Source organism: Streptomyces sp. NPDC059247 (assembly GCF_042754005.1).
Classification (GTDB): domain Bacteria; phylum Actinomycetota; class Actinomycetes; order Streptomycetales; family Streptomycetaceae; genus Streptomyces.
In genome coordinates this window covers 60,301-81,641 of sequence record NZ_JBHYZW010000019.1, presented here as the reverse complement: position 1 = coordinate 81,641, position 21,341 = coordinate 60,301, and the positions used below count along the sequence as shown (strand labels likewise).

Annotated in this window: 15 protein-coding genes; 3 read left to right on the top strand and 12 right to left on the bottom strand. The window is 74.3% G+C overall.

All coding sequences use genetic code 11. The annotated features are described in order from the left end of the window. Positions 1–8 precede the first annotated feature (8 nt). Positions 9–437 (bottom strand): hypothetical protein, encoded by a 429-nt coding sequence (locus ACFXGN_RS26785; RefSeq protein WP_384864052.1) that lies wholly within the window; start codon positions 435–437, stop codon positions 9–11. A gap of 617 nt (positions 438–1,054) precedes the next feature. Between ACFXGN_RS26785 and ACFXGN_RS26780 the strand changes: the two genes are divergently transcribed. From ACFXGN_RS26780 to ACFXGN_RS26770, 3 genes are all read left to right on the top strand, one after another. Then, positions 1,055–1,906 (top strand): serine/threonine protein kinase, encoded by an 852-nt coding sequence (locus tag ACFXGN_RS26780; protein WP_384864116.1) that lies wholly within the window; start codon positions 1,055–1,057, stop codon positions 1,904–1,906. A gap of 291 nt (positions 1,907–2,197) precedes the next feature. After that, positions 2,198–4,384, top strand: a complete 2,187-nt coding sequence (locus ACFXGN_RS26775) for a PQQ-binding-like beta-propeller repeat protein (protein ID WP_384864049.1) — start codon at positions 2,198–2,200, stop codon at positions 4,382–4,384. 155 nt (positions 4,385–4,539) lie between these two features. Further along, the gene (locus tag ACFXGN_RS26770) at positions 4,540–6,648 is read left to right on the top strand and encodes a serine/threonine-protein kinase (RefSeq protein ID WP_384864046.1); all 2,109 of its coding nucleotides are present in this window, start codon (positions 4,540–4,542) and stop codon (positions 6,646–6,648) included. A 99-nt stretch (positions 6,649–6,747) separates the two neighbouring features. On the opposite strand, the gene mycP is transcribed toward ACFXGN_RS26770, so the two are convergent. From mycP to ACFXGN_RS26715, 11 genes are all read right to left on the bottom strand, one after another. Further along, entirely contained in the window at positions 6,748–7,980 is a 1,233-nt protein-coding gene (gene mycP / locus ACFXGN_RS26765) for a type VII secretion-associated serine protease mycosin (RefSeq protein WP_384864044.1), read from the bottom strand. Between the two features lie 23 nt (positions 7,981–8,003). Beyond that, entirely contained in the window at positions 8,004–9,536 is a 1,533-nt protein-coding gene (locus tag ACFXGN_RS26760; protein WP_384864041.1) for a WXG100 family type VII secretion target, read from the bottom strand. 48 nt (positions 9,537–9,584) lie between these two features. Further along, positions 9,585–10,019 carry a hypothetical protein gene (locus tag ACFXGN_RS26755; protein WP_384864038.1) on the bottom strand — a complete coding sequence of 145 codons (435 nt, stop codon included), beginning with the start codon at positions 10,017–10,019 and terminating at the stop codon, positions 9,585–9,587. Positions 10,020–10,192: 173 nt separating this feature from the next. After that, complete coding sequence (locus ACFXGN_RS26750) at positions 10,193–12,514, bottom strand: xanthine dehydrogenase family protein molybdopterin-binding subunit (protein WP_384864036.1); 2,322 nt, start codon at positions 12,512–12,514, stop codon at positions 10,193–10,195. Further along, a complete protein-coding gene (locus ACFXGN_RS26745) occupies positions 12,511–14,718 on the bottom strand; it encodes a 2Fe-2S iron-sulfur cluster-binding protein (protein ID WP_384864033.1) in 2,208 nt (735 codons plus the stop codon). The genes ACFXGN_RS26750 and ACFXGN_RS26745 overlap by 4 nt, the downstream gene beginning before the upstream one ends. Beyond that, entirely contained in the window at positions 14,715–15,590 is an 876-nt protein-coding gene (locus ACFXGN_RS26740) for an FAD binding domain-containing protein (protein ID WP_351782883.1), read from the bottom strand. Before ACFXGN_RS26740 ends, ACFXGN_RS26745 begins: the two co-directional genes overlap by 4 nt. A gap of 225 nt (positions 15,591–15,815) precedes the next feature. Continuing rightward, positions 15,816–17,465, bottom strand: coding sequence for a beta-N-acetylhexosaminidase (locus ACFXGN_RS26735; RefSeq protein ID WP_384864030.1), 1,650 nt, complete (start codon positions 17,463–17,465; stop codon positions 15,816–15,818). A gap of 4 nt (positions 17,466–17,469) precedes the next feature. Further along, positions 17,470–18,309, bottom strand: coding sequence for a carbohydrate ABC transporter permease (locus tag ACFXGN_RS26730; protein WP_384864027.1), 840 nt, complete (start codon positions 18,307–18,309; stop codon positions 17,470–17,472). Next, positions 18,306–19,268, bottom strand: a complete 963-nt coding sequence (locus ACFXGN_RS26725; protein WP_384864025.1) for a carbohydrate ABC transporter permease — start codon at positions 19,266–19,268, stop codon at positions 18,306–18,308. The genes ACFXGN_RS26730 and ACFXGN_RS26725 overlap by 4 nt, the downstream gene beginning before the upstream one ends. A 5-nt stretch (positions 19,269–19,273) precedes the next feature. Then, a complete protein-coding gene (locus ACFXGN_RS26720) occupies positions 19,274–20,578 on the bottom strand; it encodes an extracellular solute-binding protein (RefSeq protein WP_384864022.1) in 1,305 nt (434 codons plus the stop codon). 459 nt (positions 20,579–21,037) lie between these two features. Then, positions 21,038–21,331, bottom strand: a complete 294-nt coding sequence (locus tag ACFXGN_RS26715) for a DUF3039 domain-containing protein (RefSeq protein WP_384864019.1) — start codon at positions 21,329–21,331, stop codon at positions 21,038–21,040. Between the last annotated feature and the right edge of the window lie 10 nt (positions 21,332–21,341).

Here is a 21,341-nt window from a genome sequence, read left to right as displayed (position 1 = left end):
TCCCCCGCCTACTTGAAGTACTCGTTGATCCTGGAGGCCGTGAGGGCCGCCTGGATGTCCGCCTCTTCCTTCGCGTGCGAGGCAGCGCTGTAGTCGAGGTGGTTGGAGATGTTGGCGCAGGCGTCGAGCAGCGTGTTCAGCTGCGAGCTCCACGTCTCCTGGACGGTCGCCATCGCGGACCCGGTGCGGAAGCCGTGGCTGGACATGCCCGTCGCCGCCTCCGTGGTGTTCGTACGGGCGTGGTTCCCGTCCTTGGCGAGCCGTCCGTGCAGTGCGTGGGCGGCGCTGCCGATGGCCCCCAGCTTGTCCTGGTCGACGCCGAGGTCGGCGTTCCCGCCGCCGTTTCCGCCCGGCTCCGGAGGGACCTGGTTGAGCCGCATGGTCACGTTGGCCGTGGACGTGGTCCGGACGGACGCCCACTCCTCTTCGAACGACATGCTCCACCCCCGCTGATACCGCTGTGCTCGCGCGCCCGTTCGGGCTTCGCCCCCGCAAGTTCGGCATCTGCGGAGGCACCGCGATCGTAGCCGGAGGTCACTCCGTCCGAGCACTGTCGGCCCGGATTCCGCCCCGTCCGGAAGATCTTCACGCGGTACCCGCACCCACTTCACCTTCGCAACCCGGACAGCCCGGACTTTTCCCGGACCCGGGGCCGTCGCCCCCCTCCGGGCGCCCCCTCCGGGCACGGCCGCCGCCCCCCTCCTCGGTAGGCTCGGCCCGCCCCCGTCGCCACGGGGCGCACGAACGGCGGGGGAACGGGGAACAAGGAACAGTGGAGCGGTCACGCGCCGAACAGGCAGATCAGACGGATCAGATGGATCAGACCGGTCAGACCGGTCAGACGGATCAGGCAGAGCCGGGTGATCAGCCGGTGGAGCCGGTGGAGCGGACGGGGCAGGGATACGAGGGGCAGGAGCACGCGCCCCCGCGCGAGCCCGGCCCGCGAGCCTCCGGCCGCCCCGCTCACGTCCCCGCCCTCCATGTCCCCACCCCTCCCGTCCCCGCCCCTCACGTCCCCGTCCCCGTCCCCGTCCCCCACGATCCCACCCGCCGCATCGGCCCCTACCGGCTGATCACCCGGCTCGATCCGCCCCGACCCGCCCCGCCCTGCCGCCGGTTCGTCGCCCGTACGGCGGACGGGGAGCGGACCGTACTCCTCAGCGCCCCGCTGCCCGGCGCCGACCCGGCCCGGTTCGCCGCCGAGGCGACCGCCGCCCGCCGTCTCGTCGGCCCCTGGACCGCGCCCGTCACCGAGACCGCCGCCCCCGGCGAACCCCCTTGGTACGCCGTCCCGTACGTCCCCGCCCTGCCGCTGCCCGTGGCCCTCGCCGTGCACGGCGGGCCGCTCCCCGAGTCCACCGTCCGGGCCTTCGGCGCCCCTCTCGCCGAAGCCCTCGCCGCCGCGCACGCCCAGGGCCTCACCCACGCCGGGGTCTCCCCCGCCGCCGTCCTCCTCACCGCCGACGGACCCCGGCTGACCTGCTACGGGGCGGTACGGGCCGCCTCCGCCGACGGCGAGCCGCGCACCGGCCTGCCCGGCATCGACCCGGGGTCCCTCGCCCCCGAGCAGTCCTCGGGGGGCCGCCCGCGCCCGCCGGGGGACGTCTTCGCGCTGGGTGTCGTCCTCGCGTACGCCGCCACCGGCCACACCGTGCCCGAACGGGACGAACTCCCCTCCGCGCTACGGACGGTGATCTCCGCCTGTCTGGCCCGCGACCCGGCCGACCGGCCCACCGCCGCCGCCCTGGTCTCCGCCCTCGCCCCGCCGACCGCCCACGGGACCGTGCTGGACCCGGCCGGTTCCCCGCTCGCCCCGGGCTGGCTGCCGGGCCGGGTGGTGGCGGCCCTGGCCCGCCAGTCCGCGGAACTCCTCGCGGTGGAACTCCCGGTCCCGGCAGGACCGTGAGCACCCTCCTTCCACCGAACCACCGGACAGGAAAAGGGCGTTCGCTCCCCTCCCCGACGAACTCCCGGCCCCAGCCCCAGATCCGGCCCCCGCTCCGGCTCCGGCCTCTGCCTCTGATGGGCCGCGCGCCCCTTCCTTTACGGAACCCCCGCCCCCGGTAAGGCCGCACCACCCTCACCTCACCTAACTCCCGCCCCCAGCAGGGCCGTACCACCCCCACCCCACCGAACTCCCCTCCCCCGGTGGGGCCATGGACCATCCCCCGCTCCCGGACCTGACGGACGTCTTCCCATGCTGTCGCCCCTGACCCACGACGACCCGGTCGCCGTCGCCTCGTACCGTCTGCTCGCCCGCCTCGGCACCGGCGGCATGGGCACGGTCTATCTGGCGCGCACCCCCGGCGGCCGTACGGTCGCGCTCAAGACCGTGCACACGCGGCTCGCCGCCGACCCCGCGTTCCGGGCCCGGTTCCGGCTCGAAGCCGACGCGGCCAGGATCATCGGCGCCCGTCACGGCGCGGCCGTCGTGGCCGCCGATCCGCTCGCCGGGACCCCGTGGCTGGCCACCGAGTACGTCCTCGGCCCGCCCCTGGACGACGCTGTCGCGCTCGGCGGCCCCCTGCCCGAGCCGACCGTCCGCGCCCTCGGCGCCGCGCTCGCCGGAGCCCTCGCCCAGCTGCACTCCTCGGACGTGGTCCACCGCGACCTCAAGCCGTCGAACGTCCTCGTCACCGCGTACGGCCCGAAGGTCATCGACTTCGGCATCGCCCGCGCGGCGGGCGACGACCACCTCACCCGTACCGGAGCGGCGGCCGGAACGCCCGCCTTCATGTCCCCCGAGCAGGCGGGCGGACAGGAACACCCGCCCGCGGGAGACGTGTTCGCGCTGGCGGGCGTCCTCGTCTTCGCCGCGACCGGCCACGGCCCCTTCGGCACCGGCTCCCCCGCCGACCTCCTGTACCGCGTCCGGCACGCCGAACCCGACCTCACCGGCGTACCGGAATCCCTCCTGCCGCTCCTGACGGCCTGTCTCGCCAAGGACCCGGCGGCCCGCCCCACCACCGCCGTCCTGGTCGACCGGCTCCACGACGGCCACGGCGAGTTCGCCGACCACCTGCCGCCGCTGGTGCTCGCCGACATCGCCCGCCGCGCCCACGACGTCTGGCTGCCCGCGCCGCACCGCCTCCCGGCCCCCGCGCCCGCCGTCGCCACCGCGACCGCACCGGCGGCGCCCCCGCTCTCCCGCCGCCGCCTCCTCCTGACCGGCGGCGCGACCCTGCTCGGCGTCGCCGGGGCCGGAGTCGGCCTGAAGGCGTGGATGGCGGCCCGGGACATCCCGCACTCCTCCGGCGGCGCACCGGCCCCCACCGGCCCCACCGCGGTCCCCGCGACGACCGCGTCCGACGGATCGCCCGCGGCCCTGTGGCGGGGCGACTCGCTGGACCGCGAGGAAGGCCTCACCCCGCTCCTCGCCGGGGGTGTCGTGGGCGTCGCGGAGACGGTGTCGTTCCGGGCCCTCGACCCGAAGGACGGGCGGGCGCTGTGGGAGGACCGGATGGTGGGCGACCCCCGGCAGATCACCACCGACGGCGGCCTGTTCTACGCGTCCGGCTACCCCTCCGACGGCACCTCGGCCCTGGTGGTCCGCACGCTCTCCGCCCGCACCGGCGAGGAGGCGGCCCGGACGATCGTGCTCGACGCGTACGAGGGCTCCCCGTTCGGCACGGAACTCCTCACCGCGTCCGGGGGCGTGCTCTACGCGGCGTCCCGGCGGGGCGAAAGGGACGTGAGGGACCCCGGGGAGAGGGAGACCGGCTGGCACCTGCTCGCCGTCGATCTGCGCACCGGCCGGGAGGTCTGGCGGCAGCCGTACGCGTGGGGCAATGTGCGCCCCTGGCTGTGCCGGATCGTCGGCGACCGGCTGGTCCTCGGCAAGAACAGCGACGACCTGACCTCCTTCGACGTCCAGGCGAGGGACCTGCGCACCGGGCGGCGGCTGTGGCGGCGGACCCTCCCGCTCCCCGATTCCCTGTCCTACCGGCCCGGCCAGCTCGCCGCCGACGACCGGCACCTGTACCTCGGCGGCGACCGGCTGCGCGCGCTGCGGCTCTCCGACGGCGGTGTCGCCTGGGAGTACGGCCGGGGCTCCGCCTTCGGGCTCCCCGCCGTGTCGGGCGGCCTCGTCCACGCGAACGAGGCGGGCCGGGGCCTCGTCGTCGTCGGCGCCGACCGGGGCGCGGAACGCTGGCGGGAGGAACCCGGCGGCCGTGCCCTCACCCCGGGACTGCTCACGGTCCCGGTGGTCGGCACCCGGTACGTGTACGCGCCGGTCCGGGGCGGACTGAGCGCGGTGGACCGGCGGACGCGCCGCTCGGCGTGGGTCTTCCCGACGGACGCCACCCGGTACGTCGTCGACGCCCCGGGACGGCGGATCGTCGGCGCGGGAGCGACCTCCGTGGTGGCACTGCCGTACGCGTGACCCGCGTCCGCCGCCCTCGATACGCCCCGGGTCCGTCCCTCCGCACACCCTTCCGCACACCCTTCCGTCCACCCTTCTGTCCGTCCCTCCGCCGGGCTCCTCCCTCCGCTCTCCTCCGCCCGCTCTTCTCCGTCCGTCCCGACCTGGAAGTCCCCATGACCCCACAGCCCCTCGCCACCGGCGACCCCCTCCGGCTCGGCCCGTACCGTCTGCTCGGTGTCCTCGGCGAGGGCGGCATGGGCAAGGTGTACGTCGGCCGGGACGCCGGGGGGCGGCCCGCCGCCGTCAAGGTCCTCCGTCCCGAACTCGCCCACGACCAGCACCTCGCCCTGCGTTTCGTCCGCGAGGCCGCCATGGCGCGGGCCGTCACCGGCGAGGGCGTGGCACGGGTCCTCGGGGCGGAGACCGAGGGCGGACGGCCGTGGATCGCCGCCGAGTTCCTGGCCGGGCCGACGCTCGACGAGGCCGTCCGCGCGTACGGCCCGATGGACGTGCCCACGGTCCGCGCGCTGGCCGCCCGGCTCGCCCTCGCCCTGCGGGACGTCCACGCGGCCGGACTGGTCCACCGCGACCTCAAGCCCGCGAACATCGTGCTCACCTCGACGGGCCCGCGCGTCATCGACTTCGGCATCGCGCGCCCCGAACACGGCCTCACCCTCACGACGACCGGCCAGATCCCCGTCACCCCCGGGTACGGAGCCCCCGAGCAGGCCCTGGGGCGGCGCGTCGGTCCCGCCTCCGACGTCTTCTCGCTCGGCGCGGTCCTCGCGTACGCGGCGAGCGGGCGCCGCGCCTTCGACGGCGGGCACGTGGCGGCGGTCCAGTACGAGGTGGTGCACGGCGACCCGGACCTGAGCGGGGTGCCGCCGGAACTCCGGAAGCTGATCGGGCCGTGTCTGGCGAAGGACCCGGCGCTGCGCCCGCACCCGGTGCGGATCGCGGAGGCGTTCGCGCCGCCGAAGGGCGCCTCCCGGGTCTGGCGCGAGGGGCCGCTCGCGGAGGACATCGCCCGGCGGGAGACCGCCGTACGACGGCTGGTGGCGCCGCCGGACGCCTCCGCGCCGCCCTCCGGTCCGTCCTCCGGTCCGTCCCGGCGCCGCTTCCTCACCGGGGCGGCGGGCGTGGCGGTCCTGGGCGCGGGCGGCGGGACGGGCGCCTGGTGGTGGCTGGGCCGGGAGGGGAAGCCTCCGGCGTTCGACGTGCCACCGGCGGCGGCGGTCCCGGAGGCCGCGTTCCTCTCGGCGGTGGACACCGCGCCGGGCGAGGTCCCGAAGCCCCTGTGGGGCCCCCTCGACGTCGCCGCGCCGGACGGCGGACTCCCGCTGCCCGTCCGGGACGTGCTGGTCGTGCGGGCGAGGACGGGCGGGCTGCTCGCCCTCTCCGTCACGGACGGCGCGGAGCGGTGGCGGGCCCCGGACGTGGCCACCGGCACCGGTCTCGTCACGGTCGCGGACCGGCTGGTCGTCGGCGTCGGGAAGGAGGGCGCCCTGCACGCGTACGCCGCCGCCTCCGGCGCCCCCGTCTGGCGGACCGGTGACGGTGTCGTCGACGTCCTCGCCGCCGACGGCACCCGGGTCTACCTGGTGACCGAGGACGACGAACTGCGGGCGGTCGACGCCTGGACGCTCACCACCGCCTGGACCCGCCCCATGCCGTCGCCGCGCTCCCCGAACGGCCCGGCGAAGGCCGCCGTGGGCCGTGGGCGGCTGGTCGTGCACGGCGGGGACGGGCGGGTGGAGGCCCTCGACACGGCGACGGGCAGGACGGTCTGGACGGTCGAGGGCCAGGGCACCCACGGCCAGGCACCGTCGATCGGCGGCGGCACCGTGTACCTGGGCGGCCCCCTGCTGATGGCCCGGCGGCTCGACCGGGGCGAGCTCCTGTGGAAGGAGGACTCCGGCGACCCGGCCGGCGAGGGACCGGGCTGGGGCGGTCCGGCCGCCGACGGCGACTCCGTCGTGGCCGTCGACGGCTACCAGGCGCACCGCTACCGCACCCTGACCGGCATCGACATCCCGGGTCAGGAGTGGATGGAGGTCATGGACGTCCGGGGCGGCATCACCGCGCCGGTGGTGGAGGGCGCGACGGTCTGGCTGCCCGAGGGGGACGACAGCACCGTCCGCGTGGTCCACAAGACCACGCACAAGGCCCTGTTCACCGTACGGATGCGGCGCGAGGGCCCCTACCGGATGGCGAGCGCCGCCCACCGCGTGTTCCTCGCACGCGGCGGGCGGATCACGGCGATGCCGGTGTACGGGGTCTGATCCGGGCGGGCCGGGATCGGGACCGGGATCGTGACCTGGGCCGATCCCGCCCGGTCCGGCCCCCGGTCCGGCCCCGGCCGGGTGCCTGCCCCGCGTCGCTCAGCCGCGCCGCGAGCGGAGTACGGGCACGGCGACGGCCCCGGCGAGCAGGACGGCGGCGGCGATGCCGAGGCCGATCCAGAGTCCGGTGCCGCCGCCCCCGGCGTCGGCGGCGGCTGCCTGCGGGGCGGGCGCCGGGGAGGTGTCCGAGGGAGCCGGTGCGCCCGGTGCGGAGGCGGAGGCGGACGGCCCGGGGGTCGCGGTCTCGGCGAGGTCGTCGATGGGCCGGACGTCGGCGGGCCCGGGGTCGCCGGGCGTCTTCAGCGTCCGCAGCGGCCGGATGGCACCGTAACCGACGAAGTCACTGCGCGCCTCGCCCTCAAGGGGCTTGGCGACCGTGTTCAGCATGACCTTCAGAACCTGGTTGTTGGTCCAGTCCGGATGCTTCGCCCAGAGCAGCGCGGCGGCGGCGGAGGCCAGGGCGGTGGCGTCACTGGTACCGGTGGTCCGGCAGACCCCGGTCCCCCCGCCGCAGGCGTGGACGGTGTCCTTGCCGGGGGCGACGAGATCGACCTGCGGGCCGTGCTGGGAGATCGGGATGCGCGCCGCCTTGTCGTCCACGGCACCCACGCCGACGACGCCGGGGGTGCTGGCCGGGTAGGCCGGTTGGTTGCCCTTCTCCGCCCTGTTGCCGACACCGGCGAAGACCAGGGCCCCCTTGTCCAGGGCGTACTTCACCGCGTCGGTGAGCTCCTGGGAACCCGCGTAGGCGGCCATCGAAATGTTGATGACCTTGGCACCGGAGTCCGCGGCGAACCGAATCGCCGGGGGCATGACCTTGTTGAACTCGTCGTTCGCCTCGGTCTGGCTGCTCTCACCCGTCTCGCCGCCCGGCACCCGGACCGAAAGGATCTTGGCGCCGGGCGCCAGCCCGAACGCGCCGCTGCCGCCCTCGCGTTCGCCCGTACCGGCGATGAGTCCCGCCATGCCCGTGCCGTGACCGCTGTAGTCGGTGAACTCGTCGCCCGGCTCGCCCGTGGCGAAGTCCTTGCCCTTGAGGACCTGCCCTCTGAGATCGGGGTTGTCCTTGTCCACGCCGGAGTCGATGACGGCGACGGTGACGCCCTTGCCCGTGCTGAGCTGCCAGATCTCCTCGGCGCCCATGGCGTCCAGCTGCCACTGCCGTTCCCGGGCCGCGTGGGCGGGGACGGAGGCGATGCCGACCAGCAGCATCCCCAAGGCGGCCGAGGCGGTGACCCGGGCACGACTCCGCCGAACACTGCTGGTAGGCATCTGCTTCCGCTTCCTCGCGCTGATCAGTCGATGACGGGCGGCGCCACGCGGCGGCCCTGCTGCCAGGTCTCCTCGTCCTCGACCAGGTAGTCGGGACGCTCTCCGTTCCGCTCCTCGCGCTCGTCGGGCTTCGCCTGGCTCCCGCGCACGAGACCGGACCCGCCGGGCGTGAAGGGACGTCCGGTGCCGCCGACCGCTCCGGCGCGCTGCGCCTTGCCGCCGACGACCCCGCCGGTCTCCCCGGCGAGCCTGCGTCCCCCGCTGATGCCGCTCTGGCCCGTGCCCGCGCCGCCCATCGGACCGCCCATGCCGGGAGCGCCCATGGGACCACGTCCCATGCCCGCGCCCGTGCCGCCGCGCCCGGTCGGCTCGCCGCCGATGACGGTGCCGCGCGGAATGCCGGTGGCGGGACGGCCGGTGGTCTGGGGGACGGCGCGTCCGCCGCTGATGCCCTCGCGGGGGCCGCCCCCGAGCGGACCGAGTCCGCGCGGGCCACCGGTGACCGGGTTGGTGGTGAGCGGGCCGCGCGAGCCGGAGCCGCCCGTGACCGGAGCGGTGGGACCCGGCGGGCCGGGAACGCCCTTCACACCGAGCGGAGGGATGCCGGTGGGCACGAGCGGAGGCGTACCGCCGTCCGGCTTGGTGAGCGGGGGCTGTCCGGCCTGCGTCGGGCCGGGGCCGGTGGTGGTCGGGTTCGGCAGGGTGTCCACGTTGTCGATGCCCAGGTCCACGGGGACGTCGGGCCGGACCTCGGGCCGGACGACCCGGGTCGGCCCGGTGGTGTCCTGCGACGGCAGAACGACGTTCGTCCCGGTGGTCCCGTGGGAGCCGTCCGGCTGGTCGTCCGTGCTCGTGTAGGTCACCGTGGTGGAGTCCTTGCCACCACCCCGCCTGCCCCGGACCGGGGGGCCGACGTAGGTGCCGTTCTCATTGATGCCACCGACGTACTCGGGTACGAAATCCCCCGGCGGCGGCGGAAACGTCGGCGGTTCCAGGCCCTTCATGTTGTACGTGGACCAGGTGTACGCGCCGGAGAGCTTCTCCAGTTCGGCGGCGGCCTCCTGCTGGTTGGCGCGCTCCTTGGCCTCGATGTCCTTGAGGTCCTCGCTCGCGGCCATCGACTTCTTGGCGTTGTTCGCGACGGTCGACGCGTCCGGGTCGTTGCGGTACTTGATCGCCGCCGCCAGGTTCTCCTTGGCGGCGGCGTGCGAGGTGTAACGGGGCGTGGCGCTCTGCGCGGTGGCGATGGCCTGGGCCGCGTGGTCCATCCAGGTGGCCGCGTCGGAGCCGTAGGTGCCCAGGGAGTGGGTGGAGCTGACGACGCTCTCGGCCCACGTGTTGAACGCCTTCTCCGCCTCGCCCTCCCATTCGACCCGGCCGGTGCGGTTCTTGAGCTGCGCGGCGATGCGGTGCATCTCCTCGGACGCCTCTTTCAGGCGGCCCGCCGCGTTCCCCACGGAGAACGAGCTGGCCTCGTCCAGCCATGCCAGCATCTGCTGGTGGGACATCGAACGGAAGTCGGTGCCCCCGCCTCCGCCACCCTCTGCAGGCCTCATCCTTCGCCTCTTCCCCCGTGTGTCCTTCTGTTTCCCGTCCCCGGCGCGCTACTTGAAGGTGCCGCCGCCTTCGGTCGCCCCGCTGCCCGTGCTGACGGGCACCCGCCCGGCCTCGACATCGGCCTGGCGCTTGGCGTCCTCGGTCCGCTGGTGGATCTGGAGCATCTTGTACCGGGTGTCCTCGTCCAGCTGCTCTAAGCCGTCCTTGGACGCGACGACCGCGATGCCGAGGCCCTCCAGGCAGTCGCGCAGCAGACCGGAGAGTTCGACCAGCTGCTTGAGCACCGCGTTGTACGCGTCGTACACGCCGGCGGCCTCGGACCAGGCGGCGCCGCCGCCGCCGAACTGGGCGCGCACCACCGGGTCCGACTTCATCTTGCCCTTGTCGGCCTCCGAAGAGGTGAGCTTGGTGATCAGACCGTCGATGCTCGCCTTGAACTCGGTCATGGACTCCGAGTTGTAGAGCACGGCTTCCCTGCTCATGCCGTACATTCCAGCCTCATAGGGCCTCATGCCCGCGTTCCTCCCCCGTGAACCGCCATGGCAGGGCGTCCGGGACAGCCGGGACGCCCTCCTGTCGGGTCTAGAAGTTCACTGTAGCCAGGAACGACGACAGTCCGCACCTCCCGGTTGCACAAGCAACCGGCATCGCACGGTCACGAAGGGGACACGGCGACGGCGGCCTGGGGCCTGATCGGGAGGCGGTTGACCGGGCGTCCCGTCGCCGCGCGCACGGCTGAGGCCACTGCGGCGGGTGAGGTGACGACCGGGACCGCGCTCGCCGCCTTCGCGCCGAAGGGCGCGACGACGTCCCGCTCCTCGACCAGTTTCACGATGCGAATGTCCGGGGCGTCCAGGGATGTCGGGAGTGCGTAGCCCGTGAAGTCGGGGTGGCGGACCAGACCCCGGGCCGTACGGAGGTTCTCCGTGAGGGCCGCGCCGACGCCCTGGGTGACGCCCGCCTCGATCCGGGCGGCCAGCTGGGCCGGGTTGAGGACCCGGCCGACGTCCTGGGCGACGGCCATCTCCACGACCCGTACCGACCCCAGCTCGATGTCCACGTCGACCACGGCGCGGATCGCGCAGAACGCGAGGCCCACGAACGCGTCGCCCTGGCCCGCCTCGTCCAGCGGCTCGGTCGGATGGGGGCGGCACTGGGCGGTCGCCCACAGCTCCTTGCCGTCCAGCGCCTCCGTGACCGTCGTGGAGAGGACCCCGTCGTACGAGGTGATCTTGCCGTCGTTGATCTGGAGCAGCTCCGTGGACATGCCGAACTGGTGGGCCAGCGGCTGGAGGAGCTGGGTCCGCACCATCTTCGCGGCCCGCTCGACCGCCCCGCCCGACACCCAGGTGTGACGGCCGTGCGCCGACGGTCCCGCCGGGGGCTGGTCCGTGTCCACGGGTGCCACGTGGACCTCCTCGATGCCGAGGGTGTCCTGCACGATCTGCCGGGCGAGCGTCGAGAAGCCCGAACCGGTGTCGACCGCCGAGCAGATGACGGTGGCCGCGCCCTCGTGGACCCGTACGGTCGCCGTCGAGACCTCGTCGGTGCCCTCCGCGCCCAGCATGTGGACCATGCCGAGCGCGTATCCCACGCCCCGCCGGACCGCGCCGGGCTCGCCCGCGCCCTCCGGGCCGCCGGGCAGCAGCCAGTCGCCCTCCGGGGTGTCCTTGGGGAGCGGCGGCAGCGGGAATTCCCGTACGGCGGAGAGGAGTTCCGCCACCGGGGCCGGGCAGGTCACGGTCTGTCCGGTGGGCAGGATGTCGCCGGTCGCCATGACGTTCCGCATCCGCAGCTCGGCCGGGTCGACGCCCAGTTTCGCGGCCAGCCGGTCCATCTGCGCCTCGTAGGCCGCGCACACCTGCATCGCGCCCTCGCCCCGCACGTGGCCGGACGGCGGGTTGTTCGTACGGACCGCCCAGCCCTCGACGAAGGCGTGCGGGACGACGTACGGGCCGCAGGCGAAGGCGACCGCCGCCGCGAGGGACTCGGACGAGGAGTCCGCGTAGGCACCCGCGTCGAGGAGGATCTGCGCCTCGACCTTCACCAGGCGTCCCTCCGCGTCGGCGTGGTGCCGGTAGCGCAGCAGGGTGGGGTGGCGGTGGGCGTGGCCGAGGAAGGACTCCTCGCGGGTGGCCGTGAGCTTCACCGGGCAGCCGGTGCGCAGCGCGAGCAGGCCCAGCGGGATCTGGAAGCCGGGATCCTCGCGGTCGCCGGTGGCGCCGGGGACGCCGGTGACGACCAGTTTGACCTGCTCCGGCGGCAGTCCGAAGCAGGCGGCGGCCAGGTCGCGGTCGGTGTGCGGGTCGGTGGAGGCGGTGTACAGCTCGACGCCTCCGTCGGGCCGGGGCACGGCGAGACCGGCCTCGGCTCCGATGGGCGCCGGGTCCTGGCGGCCGATCCGGTACAGGCCCTCGACGACGACCTCGCCGACCGCCGTCGGGTCGCCGAAGCGCAGCGGGATGTGCCGGATCAGGTTCCCGTCGGGGTGCAGGGGTTCGGCGGCGAAGGCCTTCTCCGGGTCGGTCACCGGTTCGAGGACCTCGTACTCGACGGTGATCGCGGCGGCGGCGAGCCGGGCCGTGTCCGGGTGGTCGGCGGCGACGGCGGCGAGCGCCTCGCCGTGGTGGCGGACCAGGTCGGAGGCGAAGACGGGCCGGTCGGCGACCCGGCGGCCGTAGGTCGCGGCGCCCGGCACGTCGGCGGCGGTCACCACGGCGCGGACGCCCGGCATCGCGGCGGCGGCGCTGGTGTCGACCGACAGCACGCGCGCGTGCGGGTGCGGGGAGCGCAGGATCGCCGCCCAGAGCAGGCCCTCGGCCCACAGGTCGGAGGCGTACGGGAAGGTGCCCTCGGTCTTCGCGCGGGCCTCGGCCTGCGGGAGCGAGATCCCGAGTCCGTGCGCGGCGGGTTCCCCGGCCGGGGCGCCCGAGAGGTCGGGGAGCGTGGGAATGGCGGTGGTCGCGTCGCTGCTCACGCCATGCCTCCGTCGTGCGTGGGGGGAATCTGGTGCGGGATCCGGGGTCCGTCGGCGGGCTCGTGCGCGGCGGCGGTGGCCGCCTCGCGTCCGGCGACGACCTCCTGTACGGCCGCGAGCACGTTCTGGTAGCCGGAGCAGCGGCACAGGTTGCCCGCGAGGGCCTGGCGCGCCTCCAGTTCGGTGGGGGCGTGGTTGCCCTCCAGGAGGTCGTGCACGGTCATGCACATGCCGGGGATGCAGAAGCCGCACTGCACGGAGCCGCACTTGGCCATCGCCCGCTGCACGTCCGAGGGTTCGCCGTCGGACGCGAGGCCCTCGACGGTCCGGACCTCGCTGCCCGCCGCGGTGGCCGCCGGGACCAGGCAGGAGGCGACGAGACGGCCGTCGACCTGCACGTTGCACGCGCCGCACTCGCCCTGTGAGCAGCCGTCCTTGGCGCCCGCGAGGCCGAGCCGCTCGCGCAGCACGTAGAGCAGGGACTCGCCGATCCAGGACCCGGTGACGGGCCGGTCGGTGCCGTTGACCCGCAGGGTGTACGAGGTGTGGGGGTGCTCGTCGCTGTCGGTGGACGCGAAGGGCCCCGCGGCGGGTTCGGGCACGGGGACGGGGTCGGTCCCGGGCTCGGGGACGACGGGACCGGTCACCTCCCCGGGACCGGTCGCCTGCCCGGGGACCTGCGGACGGGCGGGCTCGGACGACGGAGGGGCGGGCTCGGAGGGACGGTCGGGCTCGGGCTGCCGCCCGCCCGCGTGCTGCCCCACGGAACCACCCGCTCCGTGGTCGCCCAGGTCGCCCACGGAGTCGCCCATGGAGTCACCCGCGTGCTCCTCCCCGTGCTCGGCCGCCCGCCCGGAGCCGGGCCCGGACGGGGAGTCCTGGCCGGAGTCGGGACCGGGACCGGGGACGGGGTCGGACGGGTGGGCCGCGGAGGGCCCGTGGGGTACGGCGGGCGCGTGGGAGCCGAACGGCCCGTGAGGGTCGGACGGGCCGTGGAGGTCGGACGGGCCGTGCAGGTCGGACGGTCCGTGCAGGTGGGCGGACCCGTGGACCTCGGAGGACCCGTGCGGCTCACCCGCTCCGGCGCTCCCGCCTGGCCCATGAATGTCCCCGGGCCCGTGGACGTCCCCGGCCCCGTGCGCGTGACCGGCCTCCCCGGGCTCGTCGGCCCCGTGGGTCTCGCCGGACGCGTGTACGGGCTCGACCGCGTGGGTCTCGCCCAACTCGTGCACCTCACCGGCCCCGTGGAGGGCGTCGGCCGTGTGGAGGGCATCGGCCGTGTGGCCGGGGTCGCTCCCCCGGACCGGACCGGCAGCCTCGTGGACCTCGCCCGGACCGTGAGCCTCACCGGGACCGTGCGCCCCGCCGGAACCGTGCTCCGGGGCCTGCCCCCGCGGGGGGACGGAGCCGTGCGTCGGCCCGTCGCCCGGCACCGGCGGGCGCTCCTGTACCGGCGCCGTGCCCTGCTGGGCCGCGTGCCCGGTCCCGTGGGCCGCGCCGGAGGTCCGGGCCGCGCCGGAATCCCGCTCGGGCCCGTGCTCGGGCCCGTGCTCCGGCCCCTGTCCTGGGACGGGCCGCTCCGCCGTCCGCGTGTGCTCCGCCGCCGGTGAGGCTCCGGCGTCGCCGGGGCGGGCGGGCGCCGGTTCCTCCTGCAGCGCCCACGGCGCCGGGGCGCCGCCCGGCAGGGTCGCGGGGGCCTCGGCGTAGGGGCGGACGGCCGACGCGGCGAAGCCGCCCGGCTCCTCGTCCGGTCGCGGCGCGTCCGGCACCGTCCACTGGCCGGTGGCGCCCGGGTCGGGGGCCGTCGTCTCCGGGAAGTGCCACTCCGCCGTGGCGTGCGGGTCGCCCTGGCCGGACGGCGCCGGGTAGGGGGCCGTCCGCTCGGCGTACCGCCCGTACGCGGAGGCGTCGAAGTACGGGACCTGCTCCTGGTAGGGGGGCTGCTCCGCCGGTGCCGGGACGTGGGCCGGCCAGCCGCCGGTGGCCGCCGGGCCGTCCGGGGTCATCGGGGCGAGCGGCTGGAGCGGGGTGATCATCGGCGGTACGTAGCCGTGGCCGGGGGCCTCCAGCGGGACGCCCTCCAGCATGAAGTCCGGCGGGAGCTGGACGAAGGCCGTCGCGTCGCCGTCGTACCCCTCGCTCTGCGGGATCGGCTCCCAGCCGCCGGGGCTCCCGCCCTGGTTCCCCTGCTGTTCGTTGCTCACGACAGTGCCCTCCCCAGTGCCCGTCGGGCGAGTGCGGCGACCGTGCGCCGCAGGTGCAGTACGGCCGGGGGCAACGCCTCGTCGCCCGGCGGGTCAGGGATGCAGGCGGCGGCGACGTACTCGCCGAACGCCGCCAGCGCCTCGGGGGCCAGACCCCGGTCGTTGTCCCAGTCCACGAGCGAGGCGATCCAGCGCTCGGCCTCCAGCGGGCGCAGCGGCATCGGGGCGACGGCGCCGACCGCGCAGCGGACACCGCGCCGGGCCGGGTCGAGGACGACGGCGACGGACGCGGTGGCGCGGGCCGGGCCGGTGCGGCCGGTGGCCTTGACGAAGACCTGAGGGGCGTGGAGCAGCGGGACGCGGACGAAGGCGACGAGTTCGCCGGGGGCGAGCAGGTCGCGGCCCGCGAGCAGGTGGGAGACGGGGATCTCGCGGCTGCCGAGCGGCCCGAGGACGACGAGGTCGGCCTCCAGGGCGGCGAGGACGGGCAGCGAGTCGCCGGTGGGCGCGGCGGTGACGACGTTGCCGCCGAGGGTGCCCGCGTTGCGGATCTGGGGCGGTCCCGCGGCGCGGGCGGCGGCGGCGAGGGCGGGGATGAGGGCGGCGAAGTCGGGGCGGCCCATGCGGGCGTGGGTGAGGCCCGCGCCGAGGAGGGCGTGGCCGTCCTGGTACTGCCAGCCGCGGATCTCGTTGATGCGGCTGAGGCCGACGAGTCCGGCGGGGCGGAGCTGACCCTTGTTGACGGCGGCCATCAGGTCGGTGCCACCGGCGACGGGGACGGCGGCCGGCATCGCCGTGAGCGCCGCCACGGCCTCGTCGAGCGAGGCGGGCAGCGTCACGGACTGCGCCGTCTGTGGTGCGTGCGTGGTCAACCCGCTGCCCCTTCCCGGTGTCCCGGTGGTCCCCGAATGTGCCCGGCCGTCGCGCCTGCGTGTGGGCGTACCGTACGTGCTCACAGGCCGGACGTGGCAACTCTGGCACATCTTGGGAGCGGTCCGGCGCGAGGGTCCGCGAAGGACTGTTCCGTCCGGGACGCCCCGGGGAGGGACGGTAACTTCCGGTTCGCCGCTCTTGGGTGACGGGGACCGCCGGGTGTCTCACACGTTCGGGGGCGTCCCTTCCCGGGGGCGGCCGATGATGCCGGGGCGCTGTTGACGGGCGTACGGTCCGGCGGGCGGGCGGTAGTCCACGCCGAGGGCGTCCAGGCGGCGGTAGTGGGTGGTCATGCGGCCTTCGAAGGCGGGGTAGTCGCGGGCTTCGGGGGCGGGCAGTTCGGACCAGGCGACCTCGGCGAAGGCGGCGAGGCGCGGGAAGACCTGGTAGTCGACGCGGGAGCGGTTCTCCATGACCTCGGTCCACACGTTGGCCTGGGTTCCCAGGATGTGGGCCGCGGCCTCCGGGGAGAGGCCCGGCGGGACGGGCTCGAAGCGGTAGACGTCCTCCAGGGTGCGGACGTACGCGATGGGTACGGGCTCCTCGTCGCCGGGGGCCTGCCGGTAGTCGAGGTAGACGTGCTGTTCGGGGCACATGACGACGTCGTGTCCGGCGTTCGCGGCGGCGACGCCGCCGCCGTAGCCGCGCCAGGAGGAGACGGCGGCGCCCTCGGCGAGGCCGCCCTCCAGGATCTCGTCCCAGCCGATGAGGCGGCGGCCACGGGCGGTGAGCCAGCGGTCGAAGTGCCGGATGAACCAGGACTGGAGCTCGTTCTCGTCGGCGAGGCCGAGTTCGCGGATGCGGTCCTGGGCGGCCGGGGAGGCCTTCCACTGGTCCTTGGGGCACTCGTCGCCGCCGACGTGGACGAAGGGCGAGGTGGCCGCCGGGAAGAGGTCGAGGACCTCTTCGAAGACGCCCTCGTAGAAGCGCAGGACGGCTTCGGTGGGGGCGAGGACGTTGGGGTTGACGCCCCAGGTGTCCCAGACGGTGAGGGCGGCGGTGTCGACGACGTCGGTGTTGCCGAGTTCGGGGTAGGCGGCGATGGCCGCCTGGGAGTGGCCGGGGATGTCGATCTCGGGGACGACGGTGATGTGCCGTTCGGCGGCGTAGGCGACGATCTCGCGGATGTCGTCCTGGGTGTAGAAGCCGCCGTGCGGGGTGTCGTCCCAGAGCGGCGAGGCGCGGTGGCCCCACTTGCTGCGGGCGCGCCAGGAGCCGACCTCGGTGAGCCGGGGGTGGCGCTTGATCTCGATGCGCCAGCCCTGGTCGTCGGTGAGGTGGAAGTGGAAGACGTTGAGCTTGTGGGCGGCGAGGAGGTCGAGGTAGCGCAGGACCCCGTCCTTGGGGGTGAAGTGCCGGGAGACGTCGAGCATGAGGCCGCGCCAGCCGAAGCGGGGGCGGTCCTCGACGGTCACGCACGGGAGTTCGCGGGCGCCGCCGCCGACGGGGGCGGCGCGGTACGCCTCCGGGCCGAGGAGCTGGCGGAGGGTCTGGGCGCCCCAGAACACTCCGGCGGGGCCGCCGCCCTCGATGACGGCGGCGGCTCCGGGGCCGCCGGTGGTGAGGCGGTAGCCCTCGGGGCCGTCCGTCCGTGCCACGTCCGGGCTGATCCGGAGGCGGACGGCGCCGGGTCCGGCGCCGTCGGGGAGGGGCAGTCCGGTGGCGGCGCCGAGGACGGTCCGCAGCCAGCGGGCGGTGGACTCGGTGCCGGGGCCCGCGTCGAGCGTGGTGCGGGCGTCGAGGGTGAGGTGCCGGGGGCCGTCGGCCGGGTGCTCGACGGTACGGGGGGCGGGGATCAGGGCCGGGTCGGTCATCGCGTCAGTCCTTCACCGCGCCGCCGAGTCCGGAGACCAGACGGCGCTGTACGAGTACGAAGAAGACGAGCACCGGGACGGTCATCACGGTCGAACCGGCCATGATGCCTCCCCAGTCGTTCTCGTCGGGCTTGAAGAAGACGAGGAGGGCCATGGGGAGGGTCGACTGCGAGGTGTCGCTGATGATGAACGACTTCGCGAAGAGGAAGTCGTTCCAGGTGGAGATGAACGAGAAGACGCTGGTGGCGACGAGGCCGGGGAAGACCAGCGGGAAGAGGATCTGCCAGAGGAAGCGGGTGCGGCTGGCGCCGTCGATCTGGGCCTGTTCCTCCAGGGCCTCGGGGACGGCCTTGACGAAGCCGCGCAGCATCCAGATCGCGAAGGGCAGCGAGAAGGCGATGTGCGGCAGGATCAGCGAGCCGAGGGTGTTGAGCTGCCCGGCGTCCCGCATGAGGAAGAACAGCGGGATGGTGAGGGCCTCCACCGGCACCATCTGGGCGACCAGGAACATGATCAGGAGGGTGGTGCGGAACTTGAAGCGGAAGCGGGTGACGGCGGTCGCCGCCAGGAAGGCGATGAGCGCGGAGGCGAGGACGACGGTGCTCGCGACGATCAGCGAGTTGAGGAAGTAGCGGCCGAACTCCTGCTGTTCGAAGACCCGCCGGAAGGAGTCGAGGGACGGCGAGAGGGTCCACGGCCGGGGGTTGGTGGACTGGATCTCTCCGGCCGGTTTGAAGGCGGAGAGGACCATCCAGTACAGCGGGAAGGCGACGGCGGCGGCGACGAGGAGGGTGACGGCCTCGGCGGCGAGCCTGCCGGGCCGCCGGATGCGGAACGCGCTCACAGTTCTTCTCCCTGACGTCGCAGCAGGCGCAGGTAGACGAGCGTCACGGCCAGCAGGATCAGCAGCATGACGACGCCGATCGCCGAGCCCAGGCTGTACTGGGACGAGGCGAAGGCCTTCTGGTAGGCGTACACGTTGAGGACGAGGTTCTGACCGGCGATGCCGCCGCCGTTCGTCATCACGTAGATCTGGGTGAAGACCTTGAAGTCCCAGATGATCGACTGGATGGTGACGACGACCAGGATGGGCCGGAGCATCGGTGCCATGACCGCACGCCAGATCCGCCACTGGGAGGCGCCGTCGAGGGAGGCGGCCTCCAGGACCTCGGACGGGATGGCCCGGATGCCCGCGTAGACGGTGACCATCACGAACGGGAACGAGCACCAGACGACCTCCATGAGGACGAGCGCGAAGGCGCTGTAGCGCCCGTACGTCCAGGAGAAGTCGCCGAGCCCGAGGAGCTTGTTGACGGGGCCGAAGTCGGGGTCGAAGAGGAAGACCCAGACGGTGGAGCCGGTGACCGCGGGCGTGGCCCAGGCGCCGAGCGCGGCCATCATCAGGACGAGCCGGGGCAGGGCGCGGACCCGGGTGAGGAGGACGGCGAGGGCGCAGCCGACGGCCAGGGTGGTGACGACGCAGGCGGCGGCGAAGACGACGGTGGCGAGGAGGACCTGCCAGAACTGGGGGTCGCCGAAGAGGGCGGTGTAGTTGCCGAAGCCCTTGAAGGTGGTGGGTTCGCCGCCGCTGACCTGGGCCTGGGTGTACTCCAGGAAGGAGATCAGGCCGAGCTGGTAGACGGGGTAGACGAGGAGTCCGCCGATGACGACGAGGGCGGGCAGGAGGTAGAGCCAGGGGGTCCAGGCGCTGTGGCGGCGCGGGGCGCGGGGGGCCCGCGCCCCGCCGCGGGGGGCGGGGCGGGGGCCGGTGCCGGCCCGCTTCTCGGTGAGCTGGGTCGTCATGCGTCTCAGCCCGCCGGAGCGAAGGCGGTGTCCATCTTCTTCGCCGCGTCGTCGGCCGCGGCCTTGACGTCCTTACGGCCGCTGACGACCTCCTGGAACATCGTGGGCAGGACGAGACCGGCGTCGATCTGGCCCCATCCGGCGGACGCGGGGACGAACCTGGTGCCCGCGCCGAGGGTGTCGATGAAGGGCTTCACGAAGGGCTGACGCTGGGCGGCGGCGGCCCGGACGTCGGTGTAGGTGGGGAGGAAGCCCATGGCGTCGAAGAGGCGGGCCTGGCTCTCCTTGCCGGTGAGGGACTTGAGGAGGTCGACGGCGAGGCTGCGGTGCGAGGTGCTCTTGAGGACGCCGATGTTGTTGCCGCCCGCGAAGGCGGGGGCGATGGAGCCGGGGGTGGTGCCGGGCAGCGGGACGACGGCGTACTTGCCCTTGACGGTGCCCGCCTCGACGGCGGCGTGGCTGAAGTCGCCGCCGATGGCCATGCCCGCCTTGCCGGAGGCGAAGGCGGTGACGGTGGCGTTGCCGCCCATCTGGGCGCACTTGGCGGCGGGGCAGTTGTCGTCGCCGAAGAGCGAGGTGTACGTGGTGATGCCCTTGACGGCGGCCTCGCTGTTGACGGCCGCCTTGTAGGAGTCGCCGTTCGCGGTGGCGAGTTCGCCGCCCGCGGCCCAGACGAAGGGCATCGCGCCGTAGGTGTAGGCGCCGCCGACGGCGATGCCGTACAGCTCGGGCTTGGCCTTGCGGATCTTCTTGGCGGTGCTGACGAGTTCGGCCTGGCTCTTGGGGGCGGTGAGGCCGAGCTCCTTGAAGACGTCGGTGCGGTAGTAGAGGGCGCGGACGCCGACGAAGAGCGGGGCGCCGTAGATCTTGCCGCCGACGGTGACGGACTGCTTCGCGGTGGGGTCGGTGTCCTTGGCCTGGTCCCACGCGCCGAACTCGGTGGTGATGTCGGCGAGTCCGCCGTCCTTGACGTATCCGGCGGTGTCGGTGTTGCCGTACTCGATGAGGTCGGGCGCCGACTTGGGGTCGTTGAAGGCGGCCTTGACGCGCTGGGCGCGGGTCTCGACGGGGATGTACTCGACCTCGACCTTGGCGCCCTGGTGCTGCTTCTCGAAGGTGGCGACGGCCTGCTGGACGACCTGCTCCTTGGGCTTGTTGCTCACCTCCTGGAAGAGCCAGACGCGGAGGGTGCCGGTCTTCTCGTCCGTCGTGGCCTTGCCGTCGGAGGTCCCCGGTGCGCAGGCGGTGGCGGTGAGACCGGCCAGCAGGAGTGCGGCGGCCGGGGCGGTGACGCGGGCAGGAAGCTTCATGACGGATCCCCTCCGAAGGCGTGCGTTGCAGCATGTGCAATGTGCGTTTCGTTCTGCACAACACGCGTGAGGTTAGGCGCGCCTCAGGCGGCCCGACAAGAGGTCTCGACCACCTCAACCACTCCGTGACCGGCGAAAGCATCCTGCGCAACACCCGGAAGGACCCGGTAAGGGCGGAAACGCCCCACCGCCCGCCGCACGGACCCACCCGGCATCCCGGGACGACCGCCGGGGAGACCACCGAGGAGACCGCCAGGGAGAACCGGAAGGCCCGCAACCGGCTCCGGAGGGCCCCGGAAGGCGCGGGGCGGCCCGGAGAATACGGAACCGGCTCCGGAAAGCCCCCGGAAAGCTCCGGAGGCCCCGGAAGCCCCCGAAGACGCGGAACGGCCCCCGGCGCACGCACCGGAGTGCGCGCGCCGGGGGCCGTCCCGACGTGCCAGAGGGGAAGGACCGCCGCTACTTGTCCTTGCCGCCCTTGCCCTTGTCCTTGTCGCCGCCGCCCGCGCCCATGGAGTCGTAGATCTCCTTGCACATGGGGCAGACCGGGTACTTCTTGGGGTCGCGCCCCGGTACCCAGACCTTCCCGCACAGCGCCACGACGGGCGTGCCGTCGAGGGCGCTCGCCATGATCTTGTCCTTCTGGACGTAATGGGCGTAGCGCTCGTGGTCGCCGTCACCGTGGGACACCTGCGGCGTAGGCTCGACGAGGGTTCCCGTACCTGCCCCGCGCTCGGGCTCGAGAGTGCTCATAAGCGCCAAG